Genomic DNA, 17,350 nt, shown 5'->3' with positions numbered 1-17,350 from the left:
GCCCGCCGCCCCGCCCTTTATAATGCCCGACTGATACCCATCTACAGTTTCAGCCAAGTCGCGCAGCCTCGCATGGGCGAGCAGCGCGCCGTAAAAGGATTCGATCATGCCCGCAACTTCCACGAAACACGCCAAGGTTCTGATTCTCGGTTCCGGTCCCGCCGGTTACACGGCAGCGGTCTACGCGGCGCGCGCGAACCTCGCGCCGGTGCTCGTCACGGGTCTCGCGCAAGGCGGCCAGCTGATGACCACGACCGACGTGGAGAACTGGCCCGCCGACGCCAACGGCGTGCAAGGCCCGGAACTGATGGCGCGCTTTCTGGAGCACGCTGAGCGCTTCAACACCGAAATCATCTTCGACCACATTCACACGGCCAAGCTGAACGAAAAGCCGATCCGCCTGATCGGCGATTCGGGCGAATACACGTGCGACTCGCTGATCATCTCGACGGGCGCATCGGCGCAATATCTCGGCCTGCCGTCAGAAGAAGCGTTCATGGGCAAGGGCGTGTCGGCCTGCGCCACCTGCGACGGCTTCTTCTACAAGCAGCAACATGTGGCCGTGATCGGCGGCGGCAATACCGCCGTTGAAGAAGCGCTGTATCTGTCGGGCATCGCGAAGAAGGTCACGGTGATCCACCGTCGCGACAAGTTCCGCGCCGAGCCGATCCTGATCGACCGCCTGCTTGCCAAAGAGAAGGAAGGCGTCGTCGAGATCAAGTGGAACCATACGCTTGACGAAGTCACGGGCGACCAATCCGGCGTAACCGGCTTGCGCATCAAGCACACGCAGACTGGCGAGACGACTGACATCGCGTTGCAAGGCCTGTTCGTCGCGATTGGCCACAAGCCGAACACGGACATCTTCGAAGGCCAACTGGAGATGAAGAACGGCTACATCATCACGAAGGGCGGCCTGAACGGCTTCGCAACCGCTACCAGCGTGCCGGGCGTGTTCGCCGCCGGCGACGTGCAGGACCACGTGTATCGTCAGGCCATCACGAGCGCAGGCACCGGCTGTATGGCAGCGCTCGACGCGCAACGCTATCTGGAAACCATCAACGAGATGGCCGGCGAGCACGCAATGAGCCAGGAAGCGGAGCGTTGATCGGCTGCGTCTCTTCGCGAACGCAACGGTAAAATGGCGGCTGGGCCTTGCCCGGCCGCACGCTCGATCAAAGGCCGCGGCTCCAAGCCCGCGGCCTTTTGCATTCAGACGTGCGTCACGGCCACGCAAGGCGCCGCTTGATCTACTTTCGATCGATTCTCGATCGACTCATTTTCCGCGTGTATTACCGCTATGCCCAAGAACCAGCCTCATCCGAACGAGCCCAAGCGTGTCGGCGCCGCCGCGCGACCCGCGCCGGAACCGGCGGCCCCCGCCGCCAGGCCGGCAATCGAGCCGGCTGCGGGTCTGGCGGGCCTGGGCGCGCTGCGGGATGCGTTGAAGGTCGACAGCGAGCGGCGCGAGCGTGAACGCGCAGCCGCGGCGGCTGCACAGCGCGAAGCGGCTGCAGACGCCAACCTGTTTCGTCGCGAAATCGGCGAAGTCGCGCCGCTCGCGGTGCCGCCGCGCGCATCGTTGCCGCGCAATCCTCCGCCGCCGCTGCCGGTGCAAACCCGGCTCGACGAAGAAGCCGTGCTGCACGAAGCGATTTCCGACGAGTTCGACCCAGAGGTCTTGCTCGACACCGACGAAACACTCTCCTATTGCCGCCCGGGCGTGAGCCAGGAAGTTGTGCGAAAACTGCGGCGCGGCGACTGGATCGTGCAGGCACAGATCGATCTGCACGGTATGCGGCGCGAGGAAGCGCGCGAGGCTCTGGCTGAGTTCATCCGCGAATCGGTAAAGCGCGGCTTGCGCTGCCTGCGCGTGATTCACGGCAAGGGCTTGGGCTCGATCGGCAAGGAACCCGTGCTCAAGGGCAAAGTGCGCGCGTGGCTCGTGCAGAAGAGCGAAGTGATCGCGTTTTGCCAGGCACGTCCGCATGACGGCGGCGCAGGCGCTGTGGTCGTGCTGCTACAGCCGGGCGCTACGCCGGCTCACGCAAGAGCTTTGGCGGAGCCACGGTGATCCATCCCAGGCTGACGCTCGCGCTGACCTTCATGGAGGCGCTGGCGATTTTCGCGTACGCCATCTCCGGTTTTATCGAGGCCAAGACCCGTCGGCTGGACGCTGTGGGCACCTTTCTCGTCGCCATCGCCACCGCGTTTGGAGGCGGCACACTGCGCGACGTCCTGCTCGAGCGCCGTCCGTTCTATTGGGTCGAGCATCAGGAATATCTGATCGCGATTTTCGCGATGTCGCTGTTCGCCCCCACGCTGCTGAAAGCCACCTCGCGCCTGCTGTCCGAGCGCGTGCTGCTGGTGGCCGACGCGATCGGCCTCGGGCTTTTCAGCATCGCCGGAACCTCGATTGCGCACGACGCCCAGATGCCATGGTTCACGTCCGTGCTGATGGGCGTGGCGACGGGCGTGTTCGGCGGCGTGATCCGCGACGTGCTGTGCAACGAAGTGCCGTTGATCCTGCGCGACTCGCGGCCGTACGCGACATGCGCTTTTGTCGGCTGCTGGCTGTATGTGCTGCTGGATTATGTGAATTTCGACACCGTGTATAGCGTGCTGATCGCCACCGCGTTTATTCTGCTGTCGCGGCTCGCCACCTTCCGGTTCAACGTGCGATTGCCGCATTAGCCGCATTAGCCTGATCAGGCCGAACTAGCCGCACGGCCGCCTCCGCCGTACTCGGCGCCGTGCCGGCTGTTCCCGGGCAACGCGTCCTACGAAGACTCTAGCCGCCGCCCGCCACACCCGATGCGGACAACATTAATTCGAGCCTATACACTTCACGTCGAACCTATTTCCGCCAATCACTCACAAGGCCAAACATGGACCGTTTCGAAGCGATGGAGATATTTACGCGTGTGGTGGAAGCGAACAGCTTCACCAAAGTATCCGAATCGCTCGACCTGCCGCGCGCCAAAGTCAGCCGGACGATTCAGGCACTGGAAGAACACGTCGGCGTACGGCTGTTGAACCGCTCGACCCGCCAGGTCAGCGTTACCGAAGACGGCGCGCTCTTCTACGACCGCTGCGTGCGCATTCTGGCCGAAGTCGCCGACGCGGAGTCGTCGCTGTCGAACAAGCGCGAGAACCCGGTGGGCACGATTCGCGTCGATACGTCCGGCACGCTCGCCCGTGCGCTGCTTTTGCCCGCGCTCGACGACTTCTACCAGCGCTACCCCGAAATCGACGTGCGGCTCGGTCTCGCCGACCGCAACATCGACCTGATACAGGACGCCGTAGATTGCGTCATTCGCATGGGCACGCCGGAAGAGTCCAGTCTCGTCGCACGGCGTATCGGCCAGGCGCGCATCGTGACGTGCGCGTCGCCGGCGTATCTGGAGCAACACGGCACGCCCACCACGCTCGATGAGTTGAGTGGACACCACGCGGTCAACTATGTCTCGGCGCGAACCGGCAAGACGTTTCCGTTCGAATACGAAGTGAACGGTGAGATCGTCAAGGTCGCGATGAAAAGCGTGCTCGCGGTGAACGACGGCTCGGTCTATATTCGCGCGGGTGCGCTCGGCCACGGCATTATCCAGCCGTCGCGCTTCATGGTCGCGCATCTCATCGAGCGTGGCGTACTCAAGGAAATCCTCACGAACTACACGAGTCCCAGCACACCGCTGTCGATCCTTTACGCGCATCGCCGTAATCTGAGTTCGCGGCTGCGCGCATTCACCGAATGGGTGACGGAGCTCGTGCGCAACAACCCGGATCTGCGCATCCCGGACGCTTGACGCCCTTCAGCGAAAAGCCCCTTGTGTCTCGCGACACAAGGGGCTTTCTTCATTCAGACCAGTAGCAGCCGTCAGATCCGGCTCAGGCGATCCGCTCTTCATTCGACGGATCGAACAACACCGCCTTCGACGTATCGAACAGCAGCGTCGTGTTCGTCAACGGCTGCGGGTTCGAAGCCGGGTGCACGCGGCTCACCACGCGCTTGCCGTTGACTTGCGCGAAGACGAGCGTGTCCGGACCGGTCGGCTCGATCACGTCGACCTTCACTTCGATCTGTTGCAACCGGGCGTGATCGCCGTGCGCGCCGCGCGCATCGGTGATGCGCTCCGGGCGCAAGCCGAGAATCACTTCACGTCCGACGTGCGACTTGACCTTCGCCGAGTCGAACGGCAGGTTCAACGCCGTGCGAGTGACGCCCGTATCCAGTTCGATGCCGACGCCCGCGCCCTGCTCGACGAGCTTGCCCTGGATGAAGTTCATCGGCGGCGCGCCGATAAAGCCCGCCACGAACAGGTTCGAGGGCGAGTCGTAAATTTCCTGCGGGGCGCCGAACTGCTGCACGATGCCGTCCTTCATCACCGCGATGCGATCGCCGAGCGTCATTGCTTCGATCTGATCGTGCGTCACGTAGACGATCGTCGTGCCGAGACGCTGATGCAGCAGCTTGATCTCCGAACGCATCTCGATACGCAGCTTGGCGTCGAGGTTCGACAGCGGTTCGTCGAACAGGAACATCACCGGATCACGCGCGAGGGCACGGCCCATTGCCACGCGCTGACGCTGGCCGCCGGACAGCTGGCCGGGCTTGCGATCCAGCAGGTGCGTGATCTGCAGCGTGTTCGACACACGGTCGACGATCTGCGCCTGCTCCTGCTTCGGCACCTTGCGAATGTTCAGGCCGAACGAGATGTTCTCGCGCACCGTCATGGACGGATACAGCGCGTACGACTGGAACACCATCGCGATGTCGCGATCTTTCGGCGACAGGTTGTTCACGGTCTTGCCGTCGATCTGAATCTCGCCCTTTGTCACGGTTTCGAGACCGGCGATCATGTTGAGCAGCGTCGACTTACCGCAGCCCGAGCCGCCGACGAGAATCAGGAACTGGCCGTCTTCGATGTCGATGTTGACACCCTTCAGAACCGGCACCCCGTTCGGGTAAGTCTTGTACACGTCACGGATGGAAAGGCTTGCCATGCTGTGAATCCTCTTGTCTCTGGTACTGCTTGAAAACGTCTTGTCGGTGACGGCGGTGCTGAGTGCCTTTCATGCACGAAGCGGCCGCCGCGCTCGGATGGTCTAGCCTGGGTTCAACCCTTCACCGCGCCGGCCGTCAGGCCGCGCACGAAATAGCGCCCGGCGACGATGTAAACCAGCAAGGTCGGCAACGCGGCGATGATCGCGCCGGCCATGTCCACGTTGTATTCCTTCACGCCGGTCGAGGTGTTCACGAGGTTGTTCAGCGCCACCGTGATCGGCATGGAATCGACGCCGGAGAACACGATCCCGAACAGGAAGTCATTCCAGATCTGCGTGAATTGCCAGATCAGGCACACCATGAAAATCGGCAGCGACACGGGCAGCAGGATCTTCGTGAAGATCGTGAAGAAACCCGCGCCGTCGATGCGCGCCGCCTTCACGAGTTCAGCCGGAATGCTGACGTAGAAGTTGCGGAAAAACATGGTAGTGAACGCGATACCGTAGATCACGTGCACGACCACCAAACCGGTCGTGGTGTTCGACAGGCCTAGAAAGCCTTCGAAACGCGCCATCGGCAAAAGGATCGCCTGAAACGGAATGAAGCAGCCGACCAGCAGCATCGTGAAGATCGGATCGGCGCCGCGAAAACGCCAGTGCGTGAGCACATAACCGTTGAACGCGCCGATGATCGACGAGAGCAGAACCGCCGGAATCACCATGCGCACCGAGTTCATGAAGAACGGCTGCATGCCGTCGCAGCGCACGCCGGTACACGCACCGCTCCATGCCTTGATCCAGGGCTCCACGGTCCAGTGCGAAGGCGGCGTAAGCAGGTTGCCGGTGCGCAACTGGTCGATGTCCTTGAACGACGTCGACAGCATCACGTACAGCGGAAACAGGAAGTACAGGGCAAACAGGACCAAGGCCGCGTAAATGACGGCACGGCTGATCGTCATCTTAGGCTGCATTGCGGGTGCTCCTCGATTCCAGATACATGAGCGGCACGAGCACGGCCACGACGGTTGCGAGCATCATCATCGACGATGCCGCGCCGACGCCGAGCTGCCCGCGATTGAACGAAAACGTGTACATGAAAATAGCCGGCAGCGACGACGAGGTGCCAGGACCGCCCGCCGTCAAAGCGACGACCAGGTCGAACGTCTTGATCGTGATATGGCAGAGAATCAGCAGCACCGAGAAGAACACCGGACGCATGCTCGGAATCACGATCTTGCGGTAGATGGTGGGCAGATTCGCGCCGTCCATCTGCGCGGCCTTGAAGATTTCACCGTCGACACCGCGCAACCCGGCAAGGAACAGCGCCATCACGAAACCGGTGGACTGCCACACCGCCGCGATCACGACGCAGAAAATCGCCTTGTCGGGGTCACCGAGCCAACTGAACGAAAAGCTCGTCCAGCCCCAGTCGTGGAAAACCTTTTCGAGGCCGATGCTCGGCGTCATGATCCATTGCCACGCCGTGCCGGTCACGATGAACGACAACGCCATCGGATAAAGAAACACGGCGCGCAGCGCGCCTTCATTGCGGATCTGCTGATCGAGCAGGATCGCAAGGAAGAGACCGAGGCCGATACAGATGCCGATGAACGGAATGCCGAACCAGCCGAGATTGGCTGCCGACGTCCAGAACACGTCGTTATCGAACAGTTCGCGATAACGGTCGAGACCGACAAATTCATAACGAGGCATCAGCCGCGAATTGGACAGCGACAGATAGCCTGTGATGGCGATAAAACCATAGACGAATACCAGACTGATCACGACGCTGGGTGCGAGCACCAGCTTCGGAATCCAGCGATCGGCAAGGGCCGCCATGGGCGACACGCGGCGGGCGGCGCTGGCCGTTTTCCCGTTTCCGCTGATAGAAGCAGTCACTACTCGACTCCTGCTGAAACTGTACCGTCTGGCCACTCGCATCGACGCACACGGCCAACCGGCAACGTGAGAACGTGACAAACGCGAAGCCGCAACGGCATAGGTGTGACTCTATGAAACCCAGGGTGAAGCCGCTTGCATCGGGCTGCATCGGCTAAAGCGCACATCGCGCGACGCGAACCGACACCCTCAGCGGCGCGAAGCGGCGCGTCCGGTCCCGGACGCGCCGCTTCGCTACTTCACTTACTTGGTCTTCGCTGCCTTCGCGAGCGCCGCAACTGCGCTCTTCGAATCCTGCTGCGAGTTCATGAACTTCGTGACCACGTCGGAGATCGCGCCGGCTGCTGCATCGGGTTGAGCCATGCCGTGTGCGAGCGACGGCACATAGCCGCCCGACTTGATCGCGACCTGTTCATCCGCGTACGACTTCTTCGCGCAGTCGTCGAACTTCGCCATCGACACGCCCAGACGAACCGGAATCGAACCCTTGTTCAGGCTGAACTGTTCCTGGAACTCCGGCGACATGATGGTCTTCGCGAGCGCCAGTTGGCCCGGCGTTGCTGCCTTCTGGCCTTTCTGCTGGAAGAACACGAACGAGTCGACGTTGAACGTGTAAGCCTTTTCCGTGCCCGGCACTGCTGCGCACACGTAGTCAGAGCCCGACTTCTTGCCGGCGTTGGCGAATTCGCCCTTCGCCCAGTCGCCCATGAACTGCATGCCGGCCTTGCCGTTGATGACCATTGCCGTAGCCAGGTTCCAATCACGGCCCGTGCGGCCCGCGTCGAAGTAGCCCTGGATCTTGCGGACCGTGTCGAACACACCGACCATCTTGTCCGAAGTCAGCGTCTTTTCGTCGAGGTCGACCAGCGCCTTCTTGTAGAAGTCCGCGCCTTGCGACAGAACCACGTCTTCCCACAGCGTCAAGTCTTGCCACGGCTGGCCGCCCATCGCGATCGGCTGGATGCCTGCCGCCTTCATCTTGTCGGCCACGGCGAAGAACTCAGGCCACGTGGTCGGCACCTTGCCGCCTGCCTTGTCGAGCGCTGCCTTGTTGATGTACAGCCAGTTCACGCGATGCACCGAGAACGGCGCAGCGACGTAGTGGCCGTCGGCGTGCATGATCTTGTCGATTTCCGGCGGCAGATTCTTCTTCCAGTCGCCGGCGACGGAGTCGATCGGCACCAGCACGCCTTGCGAAGCCCAATCCTGAATCAGCGGGCCCTTGATCTGCGCAGCGCTCGGTGCGTTGCCCGAGATCACCTGCGTCTTGAGTGCCGTCATGGCAGCCGCGCCCGCGCCACCTGCAACCGCAAAGTCCTTCCACGTGTAACCCTGCTTCGTCATGTCGTCCTTGAGGACGCCGACGGCTTTCGATTCACCGCCCGAAGTCCACCAGTGCAACACTTCGACCGACTCGGCAGCTTGCACGGCCGAGACGCCACACATCAGACCTGCGGCGCACAAAGCGCCCATGATCGCGCGAAATTTCATTGCTTATCTCCTCCAGACACCTGAACAAAAAACAAATGGCCCCTGATGTCGCCAGGGTGCTGTGGTTGGTTCAAACAGGCAAAACACTGGGCGATCGAGCACGGTCGGGCGCATGCGCGAGGCATGTGCCGGCGGACCGATGGCCGGCCGCTGGAAGCTCAAGAGATGAGTGGTTCGGGATGCAACTGACTGTCTCCTCTTTTGATTTTTGCCTGCCCGCTTCGCGCGGCAGACTCGAGGTGCCTTGCACGTCAACCGACGAATCTGCTTGCCGGCCCCGCACTCCCCGGCTTTCCGTAACGGCTGCCGGGACAGGCTGGCCTATGCCGGCACGCAATGTCCGTTAACATGCAGGGGACGCCTGCCGATTCGCGAAAACGCGCAACTGACCTGACAGCGCACGCTTTTTTCATCGAATTAGCGCTACCTCTTGATTTGGATTGTAGTTAAACTACAATTCAGTGTCAAAAAATATTTTATCGGACTACGGTCGCCTTTTTCACGGCAGTGAACGGTCAGCGCGGCGGCCCCAGGACATCGACGGAGACTCATGCAAACCGATTCAAGCTTCACCTTCGTTCTCTTCGGCGGAACTGGCGATCTGTCGATGCGCAAGATTCTCCCCGCACTGTATGAAGCGCACCGTGCGGGTGGCATGCTGGCCGACAGCGGCAAGATCGTCGCGGTGGCGCGCCATGCCGCGGATCGCGGCGAGTACATCCAATGGGTCAACGAGCACGTCAAGCCGCATGTGTCGAAGAACGGTGTCGACGAAACGGCATGGTCCAGCTTTCTCGAACGCATCGAGTTCGTGAAGATCGACCTGGGCAATCCGGAAGACTTCGCGCTGCTGCGCGATGCGGTGAAAGACCTGCCCGGCATTCGCGTGTTTTATCTGGCTACCGGTCCGTCGCTGTTCGTGCCGATCTGCCGCGCGCTCGCGTCGGTGGGCCTGAACGAAAACGCGCGCATCGTGCTGGAAAAGCCGCTCGGCTACGACCTCAAGTCGTCGAATGCAATTAACGATGCGGTCGGCGAAATCTTCGCTGAAGAACAGATCTACCGTATCGACCACTACCTCGGCAAAGAACCCGTGCAGAACCTGCTGGCGCTGCGCTTCGGCAATGCGCTGTTCGAGCCGCTGTGGCGCCGCGAGTGGGTGGAAAGCATTCAGATCACAATTGCAGAAGAACTCGGTGTCGAGGCGCGCGGGGATTTCTACGACAATACTGGTGCACTGCGCGACATGGTGCAGAACCATTTGCTGCAATTGCTTTCGATCGTCGCCATGGAACCGCCGCATTCGATGGACTCCGACTCGGTGCGCGACGAAAAGCTCCGCGTGCTGCGCGCGTTGAAGCCAATCAATCCGCTCGACATCGGCAAGGTCGCGGTGCGCGGTCAGTACCATTCCGGCGTGATTCGCGGCAACGCGGTCCCCGCCTATGCGACGGAACCGGGCGTGAAGCCGAACAGCACGACCGAAACCTTCGTCGCGTTGAAGGTCGAGATAGAAAACTGGCGTTGGGCCGGCGTGCCCTTTTTCCTGCGCACGGGCAAAAGGCTTGCGGACCGCGTCGCGGAAATCGTCGTGAATTTCCGCGCGGTGCCGCATTCGGCGTTGGGTGCTTCGGCGTTGCGCGCAGGCGCTAATCGTCTGGTGATCCGCTTGCAGCCGAACGAAACGATTCGTCTGTACTGTCTCGCGAAGCAGCCCGGCGAAGGCATGAATCTCGCGAGCGTCCACCTGGATCTCGCGTTCGACCAGTTCTTCCGCGAAGGGCAGATGGAAGCGTACCAACGCCTCCTGCTCGACGTGATCAACGGCCGCCTCGCACTCTTCGTGCGGCGCGACGAACAGGAAGCCGCGTGGCGCTGGGTCGAACCGATTCTGAACGAATGGAAGGCTTCGAACAAACCGCCGAAGCCTTATGCTGCGGGCACATGGGGTCCTGCCGCCGCGAGCGCGATGCTTGCGCAGCACGGCACCTGCTGGCTCGAAGAAGAGAACTGATTCGCGGCGGATTTTCGCAGCTCTAACAAAAAAGCAGCACGGAGGAGAAGTGATCGAGCTTCACGCTTTCGACGATCAACGCGCCCAATCCGACGCGTTGGCGAAGGCCGTAGGCGACGCGTTGCATGCATCGCTGGCCGCACAGACGGCAACGTCAGACGCCGGTATATCCGGCGCGTCCACAGCCGGTACGTCCACAGCCGGCGTGCGCCCGGCCCTGCTCGCCGTGTCCGGCGGCAGCAGTCCGCGCCCTTTCCTGCAGACGTTATCCACGCAAAGCTTCGACTGGCCGCACATTGCGGTGACACTCGTCGACGACCGCTGGGTGCCCGAGACGGACAGCGCGAGCAACTCGCAACTGGTGCGCGCCACGTTGCTGCAGAACGCCGCGAAGAACGCGACGTTCTGGCCGCTCGTCGACACCTCGCAGGATCTGCACGCGCATGTCGCCGCGCTGAACGCCGACGCGCGTTTCGCCAACGTGCCCGACGTCGCGATACTCGGCATGGGCGAAGACGGCCACACCGCGTCTATCTTCGCCGATGCGCCTGAATGGGATCACGCCATCAGCACGACTGAGCGCTTCGTCGCCGTGCATCCCGGCAGCGCGCCCCATGCACGTGTGAGCTGGTCTCTCTCCGCGCTCAAGGAAGTGAAGCATCTGTTTTTGCTGATTGCCGGACCGCGCAAGATGGACGTGCTGAACGCCGCCGCATCTTCGCTACAAAAAAATGCCATCTCGCAGTTGGCAAACGACAAGGGAGTGAGACTCGATGTCTACTGGTGTGCAAACTAAGGCTGTTCCGGGCGCGGGCCAGCACGCCGATGGACCGAGGCTGCTGGCCGACATCGGCGGCACGAATGCGCGCTTTGCGCTGGAAACCGGACCGGGCGAGATCGGCTCGGTGCACGTCTACCCGTGCGCGGATTACCCCGGCGTCGCTGAAGTTATCAAGAAGTACCTGAAAGACACGAAGATCGGCCGCGTGAATCACGCGGCGATCGCGATTGCGAACCCGGTCGACGGCGATCAGGTCAGCATGACGAATCACGACTGGAGCTTTTCGATCGAAGCCACGCGCCGTGCGCTCGGCTTCGACACGCTGCTCGTCGTGAACGACTTCACCGCGCTCGCCATGGCCCTTCCCGGCCTGACGGACGCGCAACGCGTGCAGGTCGGCGGCGGCACGCGCCGTCCGAACAGCGTGATCGGTCTGCTCGGTCCGGGCACCGGCATGGGCGTGTCGGGCCTGATTCCTGCCGACGACCGCTGGATCGCGCTCGGCAGCGAAGGCGGTCACGCTACGTTCGCGCCGGCCGACGAGCGCGAAGACATCGTGTTGCAGTACGCGCGCAAGAAATGGTCGCATGTGTCTTTCGAACGCGTGGCCGCGGGGCCCGGTATCGAAGTCATTTACCGTGCGCTGGCGGGCCGCGACAAGAAGCGCGTCGCGGCAAACGTCGACACCGTCGAAATCGTCAAACGCGCGTTGGAAGGCGAGCCGCTTGCGGCTGAATCCGTCGACGTGTTCTGCGGCATACTCGGCACGTTTGCGGGCAATATTGCGGTGACGCTCGGCGCGCTCGGCGGCATCTATATCGGCGGCGGGGTCGTCCCGCGGCTCGGCGAATTTTTCGCGCGCTCGTCGTTTCGCAAACGCTTCGAGGCGAAGGGCCGTTTCGAGGCGTATTTGCAGAACGTGCCGACCTACGTGATCACCGCGGAATATCCGGCGTTTCTCGGCGTGTCCGCGATTCTCGCCGAACAGTTGTCGAATCGCGCGGGCGGCAGTTCGTCGGCGGTATTCGAGCGGATCCGGCAAATGCGCGACGCGCTGACGCCGGCCGAGCGCCGCGTCGCCGATCTCGCGCTGAACCATCCGCGCTCGATCATCAACGACCCGATTGTCGACATCGCCCGCAAGGCCGACGTCAGTCAGCCGACCGTGATCCGCTTCTGCCGCTCACTCGGTTGTCAGGGTTTGTCGGACTTCAAGCTTAAGCTTGCGACGGGTTTGACCGGCACCATTCCGGTGAGCCACAGTCAGGTGCATCTCGGCGATACGGCGACGGACTTCGGCGCGAAGGTTCTCGACAACACCGTGTCGGCCATTCTGCAATTGCGCGAGCATCTGAACTTCGACCAGGTCGAACGCGCGATCGATCTGTTGAACGGCGCGCGGCGCATCGAGTTCTACGGACTCGGCAATTCGAACATCGTCGCGCAGGACGCGCACTACAAGTTCTTCCGCTTCGGCATTCCGACCATTGCGTACGGCGATCTGTACATGCAGGCCGCTTCGGCTGCGTTGCTCGGCAAGGGCGACGTGATTGTCGCCGTGTCGAAGTCGGGCCGCGCGCCCGAACTGCTGCGCGTGCTCGACGTCGCGATGCAGGCAGGCGCGAAGGTGATCGCGATTACGTCGAGCAACACGCCGCTCGCCAAGCGCGCGACGGTCGCGCTCGAAACCGATCACATTGAAATTCGCGAGTCGCAACTGTCGATGATTTCGCGAATTCTGCATCTTGTGATGATCGATATTCTCGCGGTCGGCGTGGCAATTCGCCGCGCAGTGCCGAGCGCGGACGTTGCGGAGACGGTGGCGAAAGCACGTCAAGGTGCCGACGACGACGCGACCGCAGTGCTCGACTGGCTCAGTCACGGCGCGGCTTCATCGGCGCGCGATTGATGCCGGGTTGATCTTTGTATGAAGGCCGCGCCATGCCGTGGCCTTCGCCCAACTTCTGAAATCCGGACCGAAGCATTGCCTGTGCGAGTACGCGCTTCAATGGCGCGACTCGAACAACAAGCGATAATAGAAACTCCATCGCTCACGGCAAAGCACACCGATGATCATCCGTCCGCATCTCCATTGGTTCCGCATGCTGCTCGCCTGGCGCGGCTCGGTGCTTCCGCAGTTGCTTCCCCGGCTCTTCCTCATTTTCGCGATCTCGATCGTTGCGGTCGCGGCGCACGATCATCTGCTGCCCATCTCGCTGAACCTCAACACGACTGCGCCGTTCTCGCTCATCGGCATCGCTCTCGCGGTGTTTCTCGGCTTTCGAAACAACGCTAGTTATGACCGCTGGTGGGAAGCGCGCAAGCTCTGGGGCCAATTGCTGAACGACGCGCGTTCGCTCGCTCGCCAGGCGCTGACCTTGCGAACGACGCAGTTGCCGAAAGAAAACCTGGCCGAGTTTTTCGCCGCGTTGGGCGCGTTGCCGCACGCACTGCGCCATCAGCTTCGCAGGAGCGATCCGCGCGAGGACCTCGCCGCACGCCTGCCGCCTGCGCTGTTTGAACGCGTTATGACATCGCGCTACAAACCGGCAACGTTGATGCTGGTTCTTGGCGAATGGGTGCAGCGTGAGGCGCAAAAGGGCTCAATTGATCCGATGGCCGTACTTGCGTTCGACCGGAATCTGAATGGCTTGTCGGATGTGATCGGCGGGTGCGAGCGCATCGCGTCGACGCCGTTGCCGTTCGCCTACTCCGTGATGATTCACCGCACGGTGTACTTCTTCTGTGCGTCGTTGCCGTTTGGCCTCGTCGACAGCATCGGCATTTTTACGCCGGTGTTCGCGGTGTTCGTCGCGTACACGTTCATGGCGCACGAAGCGATCGCGTCGCAAATCGAGGAGCCGTTCGGCACCGACGACAACGACCTTGCGCTGAGTACCATGTCTCTCATCATTGAAGACGCACTGCGAGACATGCGCGGCGAGCCCGCGGTCGCGCTGCCCGACCCGCAAGCCGAAAGCTACGCGCTAACCTGAGCGTTCCGATGAGGCAGCGCCTGTCCGCTCGCAGGTCTAGTCGTTGCCGACTGTTTCCGACAAACGCTTGAGCGTCGCCACACGCGCACCGATGATGTCGATGCGGCCGCGTTCGTCGACGACCGGCGTCGTCGCGTTCAGATACGCGGTCCACGCCTTTTGTGCGCGCGCCAGCGTGGGACGCGAGCGCGCCGGCATCTTTGCTTGCAGACGGCGATAGTAGCGATTCAGGTCGAACATCGCGTGTTCGCAGCGCGCGTCCGCACGGCAAGCGCGCAGACGGCCGGGAGGATCGCCGCCACCCGCACTCGCTTTTGCGACCGCACTGCGCAGCGCGAGAGCCCGGTCACGCACCGGCTGCAATTGCATATCGGCTTCGGCAAGCACATACATCGTGCCGCGCGTGGTGGCGAATACCGCCGCGAGCAGTTGTGTTTCCGCATCGCGCGAAGCCTGCCAGCTTGCCTGACTCTTTTCCCACTGCTTGCGCCGCGCCGGCGGCAACTCCGGCTGCAACTGCTGCCATGCGTTGTCCATAGCGGTCTTCCAGCCGATGCGCGCAGTTTCCATGCACTGCACCTGCCCCATCGTCGACGACATATCGCTGCGTGCCAGACACGTGCGCATCGCCGCATCGATCGGATCGGCTGCGGCGACTTCCGCACGCGCGGCGAGCGGCGCGACGCCGAGCAGCAGCGCGCAGGTCAACGTGCGCATCAGCGCGCGCTGTGCCGCTCGCACCCAAGCCGGCGCACGCGACTCGCGTCGCCGGCTCCGGTCGCTTCGGAGGAACGTCATGAAGCGCATTGTCAGACGCGTACGCAATCGACGAAATATTCGATGCGTCCGTTGATCATCTCGCCGACGAGCCCGTGAATGTCCGTGTGGAAACCCGGGAAACGCTCGTTGAATTCACGCGCGAATCGCAGATAGTTGACGATGGTCTTGTTAAAGCGCTCGCCCGGAATCAGCAACGGAATGCCCGGCGGGTACGGCGTCAACAGAATCGACGTGACGCGGCCTTCGAGTTCGTCGATGGGTACGCGGTCGATCTCACGGTGCGCGAGCTTCGCGAACGCGTCGGACGGCTTCATCGCCGGCTCCATGCTCGACAGGTACATCTCGGTCGTGAGACGCGCAATGTCGTTCGCGCGGTAGACGCTGTGGATCTGCTGGCACAGGTCGCGCAAACCGACACGCTCATAAGTCGGATGCAGCGCGACGAAGTCCGGCAACACGCGCCATAGCGGCTGGTTGTTGTCGTAGTCGTCCTTGAACTGCTGGAGCTCGGTCACCATCGAATTCCAGCGGCCCTTCGTGATGCCGATCGTGAACATGATGAAGAACGAATACAGCCCGGTCTTCTCGACGATGATGCCGTGCTCGGCGAGGTACTTCGTCACGATCGCGGCCGGAATGCCCGTCTCACCGAAACCGCCGTCCATGTCCAGACCCGGCGTGACGATGGTCGCCTTGATCGGATCGAGCATGTTGAAGCCTTCGGCAAGCGGTCCGAAACCGTGCCACGAATCGTTCGGGCGAAGCATCCAGTCTTCGCGCGAACCGATGCCTTCGTCGGCGAACTGGTCCGGGCCCCAGACCTTGAAGAACCAGTCGTCGCCGTATTCCGTATCGACCTTGGTCATCGCGCGGCGGAAGTCCAGCGCTTCCGCAATCGACTCTTCGACCAAAGCGGTGCCGCCGGGCGCTTCCATCATGGCCGCAGCCACGTCGCACGACGCGATGATCGCGTATTGCGGGCTCGTCGACGTATGCATCAGATACGCCTCGTTGAAGCGGTGCTTGTCGAAGCGGCTGTTCTTCGAATCCTGCACGACGATCTGCGACGCCTGCGAAATACCGGCCAGCAGCTTGTGCGTGGAGTGCGTGGCAAAGACCATCGCGCCGATGCGCGGGCGGCCCGCGCCGATCGCATGCATGTCCTGATAGAACTCGTGGAACTCGGCATGCGGCAGCCACGCTTCGTCGAAGTGAAGCGTGTCGAGCCACTCGCCCAACATTTCCTTGATCATCTCGACGTTGTAAATCACGCCGTCATACGTGCTTTGCGTGATCGTCAGAATGCGCGGCTTGAGGTCGGGATTTTTCGCCAGCGCTTCGCGTGCGAACGGATTCGCCTCGATCTTTCTGCGGATGTTTTCCGGCTCGAATTCCGACCGCGGAATCGGGCCGATGATGCCGAAGTTGTTGCGCGTCGGCGTGAGGAAAACGGGAATCGCGCCGGTCATCGTGATCGCGTGAAGGATCGACTTGTGGCAGTTGCGGTCGACCAGCACGATGTCGCCCGGCGCGACCGTGCCGTGCCAGACGATCTTGTTCGAGGTCGACGTGCCGTTGGTCACGAAGAACACATGGTCCGCGCTGAAGATGCGCGCGGCGTTGCGCTCCGAAGCCGCAACGGGGCCGGTGTGATCGAGCAGTTGCCCGAGTTCGTCCACGGCGTTGCAGACGTCCGCGCGCAGCATGTTTTCGCCGAAGAACTGATGGAACATCTGACCGAGCGGGCTCTTCAGGAACGCGACGCCCCCCGAGTGGCCGGGACAGTGCCACGAATACGAGCCTTCGTCCGCGTACTGCACCAGTTCCTTGAAGAACGGCGGCGCGAGCGAGTCCAGATAAACCTTGGTCTCGCGGATGATATGGCGCGCGACGAACTCCGGCGTGTCCTCGAACATATGGATGAAGCCGTGCAGTTCGCGCAGGATGTCGTTCGGCAAGTGGCGCGACGTACGCGTTTCGCCGTACAGGAAGATCGGAATGTCCGCGTTGCGGCGGCGCACTTCCGTCACGAACGCGCGCAGCGCGACGATGGCGGCCGCGAGTTCCGGCGTTTCCCCTTCAACCACGACGTTTTCGACGTAGGGCAGCAACTCGTCGTCGTCGATCGAAAGGATGAAGCACGACGCGCGGCTCGACTGCTGCGCAAACGAAGTCAGATCGCCGTAGCTCGTCAACCCGAGCACTTCCGCGCCTTCTTTCTCGATTGCTTCGGCCAAAGCCCGGATGCCGGAACCCGAGATGTTCTCGGAGCGGAAATCTTCGTCGATGATGACGACGGGAAAACGGAACTTCATGGGCGATTCTCCAAAAAGAACGACCGCTGCACTGGATAGATTGCAGCGGTCACCCTGTGTACCTGGTGGG

At 62.1% G+C, this 17,350-nt stretch carries 14 protein-coding genes; 8 read left to right on the top strand and 6 right to left on the bottom strand.

The genetic code is table 11. From position 1 onward, the window contains the following. Positions 1–106: 106 nt before the first annotated feature. The 4 genes from trxB to H281_RS0100865 all read left to right on the top strand — a co-directional run bounded on the left by trxB (position 107) and on the right by H281_RS0100865 (position 3,806). Positions 107–1,108: a thioredoxin-disulfide reductase gene (gene trxB / locus H281_RS0100880; RefSeq protein ID WP_020065201.1), complete on the top strand. Its 1,002-nt coding sequence runs from the start codon at positions 107–109 to the stop codon at positions 1,106–1,108. A 192-nt stretch (positions 1,109–1,300) separates the two neighbouring features. Further along, the gene (locus H281_RS0100875) at positions 1,301–2,074 is read left to right on the top strand and encodes a Smr/MutS family protein (RefSeq protein ID WP_020065200.1); all 774 of its coding nucleotides are present in this window, start codon (positions 1,301–1,303) and stop codon (positions 2,072–2,074) included. Next, a complete protein-coding gene (locus tag H281_RS0100870; protein WP_027804182.1) occupies positions 2,074–2,694 on the top strand; it encodes a trimeric intracellular cation channel family protein in 621 nt (206 codons plus the stop codon). Before H281_RS0100875 ends, H281_RS0100870 begins: the two co-directional genes overlap by 1 nt. Before the next feature lie 194 nt (positions 2,695–2,888). Continuing rightward, the gene (locus H281_RS0100865; RefSeq protein ID WP_020065198.1) at positions 2,889–3,806 is read left to right on the top strand and encodes a LysR family transcriptional regulator; all 918 of its coding nucleotides are present in this window, start codon (positions 2,889–2,891) and stop codon (positions 3,804–3,806) included. Positions 3,807–3,888: 82 nt separating this feature from the next. Here the strand turns inward: H281_RS0100865 and H281_RS0100860 are convergent, their stop codons facing one another. From H281_RS0100860 to H281_RS0100845, 4 genes are all read right to left on the bottom strand, one after another. Beyond that, positions 3,889–5,004 carry an ABC transporter ATP-binding protein gene (locus H281_RS0100860; RefSeq protein ID WP_020065197.1) on the bottom strand — a complete coding sequence of 372 codons (1,116 nt, stop codon included), beginning with the start codon at positions 5,002–5,004 and terminating at the stop codon, positions 3,889–3,891. 113 nt (positions 5,005–5,117) lie between these two features. Beyond that, positions 5,118–5,975 carry a carbohydrate ABC transporter permease gene (locus tag H281_RS0100855; RefSeq protein ID WP_020065196.1) on the bottom strand — a complete coding sequence of 286 codons (858 nt, stop codon included), beginning with the start codon at positions 5,973–5,975 and terminating at the stop codon, positions 5,118–5,120. Further along, positions 5,965–6,903 (bottom strand): carbohydrate ABC transporter permease, encoded by a 939-nt coding sequence (locus H281_RS0100850; RefSeq protein WP_027775665.1) that lies wholly within the window; start codon positions 6,901–6,903, stop codon positions 5,965–5,967. Before H281_RS0100850 ends, H281_RS0100855 begins: the two co-directional genes overlap by 11 nt. A 243-nt stretch (positions 6,904–7,146) precedes the next feature. Continuing rightward, positions 7,147–8,394 carry an ABC transporter substrate-binding protein gene (locus tag H281_RS0100845; protein WP_020065193.1) on the bottom strand — a complete coding sequence of 416 codons (1,248 nt, stop codon included), beginning with the start codon at positions 8,392–8,394 and terminating at the stop codon, positions 7,147–7,149. A 550-nt stretch (positions 8,395–8,944) separates the two neighbouring features. On the opposite strand from H281_RS0100845, the gene zwf reads away from it, so the two are divergent. The 4 genes from zwf (at position 8,945) to H281_RS0100825 (ending at position 14,185) form a co-directional block, all read left to right on the top strand. Next, positions 8,945–10,408 (top strand): glucose-6-phosphate dehydrogenase, encoded by a 1,464-nt coding sequence (zwf, locus tag H281_RS0100840; RefSeq protein WP_020065192.1) that lies wholly within the window; start codon positions 8,945–8,947, stop codon positions 10,406–10,408. 49 nt (positions 10,409–10,457) lie between these two features. Further along, on the top strand, positions 10,458–11,204 hold the full coding sequence (gene pgl / locus H281_RS0100835) for a 6-phosphogluconolactonase (RefSeq protein WP_020065191.1): 747 nt from the start codon (positions 10,458–10,460) through the stop codon (positions 11,202–11,204). Beyond that, positions 11,182–13,098, top strand: coding sequence for a bifunctional transcriptional regulator/glucokinase (locus tag H281_RS0100830; protein ID WP_027804181.1), 1,917 nt, complete (start codon positions 11,182–11,184; stop codon positions 13,096–13,098). Before pgl ends, H281_RS0100830 begins: the two co-directional genes overlap by 23 nt. A 160-nt stretch (positions 13,099–13,258) precedes the next feature. Continuing rightward, positions 13,259–14,185: a bestrophin family protein gene (locus H281_RS0100825; protein WP_020065189.1), complete on the top strand. Its 927-nt coding sequence runs from the start codon at positions 13,259–13,261 to the stop codon at positions 14,183–14,185. 36 nt (positions 14,186–14,221) lie between these two features. On the opposite strand, the gene H281_RS0100820 is transcribed toward H281_RS0100825, so the two are convergent. Both H281_RS0100820 and H281_RS0100815 read right to left on the bottom strand, forming a co-directional pair. Further along, a complete protein-coding gene (locus H281_RS0100820; RefSeq protein WP_027804180.1) occupies positions 14,222–14,902 on the bottom strand; it encodes a lysozyme inhibitor LprI family protein in 681 nt (226 codons plus the stop codon). Between the two features lie 92 nt (positions 14,903–14,994). Beyond that, positions 14,995–17,280 carry an arginine/lysine/ornithine decarboxylase gene (locus H281_RS0100815; RefSeq protein WP_020065187.1) on the bottom strand — a complete coding sequence of 762 codons (2,286 nt, stop codon included), beginning with the start codon at positions 17,278–17,280 and terminating at the stop codon, positions 14,995–14,997. Positions 17,281–17,350 lie beyond the last annotated feature (70 nt).

This window comes from Paraburkholderia caledonica, from assembly GCF_000383275.1.
GTDB classification, from domain to species: Bacteria; Pseudomonadota; Gammaproteobacteria; order Burkholderiales; family Burkholderiaceae; genus Paraburkholderia; species Paraburkholderia caledonica.
The sequence above is the reverse complement of the archived record's forward strand: the minus strand, read 5'-3'. Positions and strand labels throughout refer to the sequence as shown.

Excerpts from the sequence above, each read along its gene's own strand:
- H281_RS0100815 (WP_020065187.1), bottom strand. The coding sequence starts at position 17,280 with ATGAAGTTCCGTTTTCCCGTCGTCATCATCGACGAAGATTTCCGCTCC.
- H281_RS0100875 (WP_020065200.1), top strand. The coding sequence starts at position 1,301 with ATGCCCAAGAACCAGCCTCATCCGAACGAGCCCAAGCGTGTCGGCGCC.
- trxB (WP_020065201.1), top strand. The coding sequence starts at position 107 with ATGCCCGCAACTTCCACGAAACACGCCAAGGTTCTGATTCTCGGTTCC.
- H281_RS0100830 (WP_027804181.1), top strand. The coding sequence starts at position 11,182 with ATGTCTACTGGTGTGCAAACTAAGGCTGTTCCGGGCGCGGGCCAGCAC.
- H281_RS0100820 (WP_027804180.1), bottom strand. The coding sequence starts at position 14,902 with ATGCGCACGTTGACCTGCGCGCTGCTGCTCGGCGTCGCGCCGCTCGCC.
- zwf (WP_020065192.1), top strand. The coding sequence starts at position 8,945 with ATGCAAACCGATTCAAGCTTCACCTTCGTTCTCTTCGGCGGAACTGGC.
- H281_RS0100855 (WP_020065196.1), bottom strand. The coding sequence starts at position 5,975 with ATGCAGCCTAAGATGACGATCAGCCGTGCCGTCATTTACGCGGCCTTG.
- H281_RS0100860 (WP_020065197.1), bottom strand. The coding sequence starts at position 5,004 with ATGGCAAGCCTTTCCATCCGTGACGTGTACAAGACTTACCCGAACGGG.
- H281_RS0100825 (WP_020065189.1), top strand. The coding sequence starts at position 13,259 with ATGATCATCCGTCCGCATCTCCATTGGTTCCGCATGCTGCTCGCCTGG.
- H281_RS0100865 (WP_020065198.1), top strand. The coding sequence starts at position 2,889 with ATGGACCGTTTCGAAGCGATGGAGATATTTACGCGTGTGGTGGAAGCG.
- H281_RS0100845 (WP_020065193.1), bottom strand. The coding sequence starts at position 8,394 with ATGAAATTTCGCGCGATCATGGGCGCTTTGTGCGCCGCAGGTCTGATG.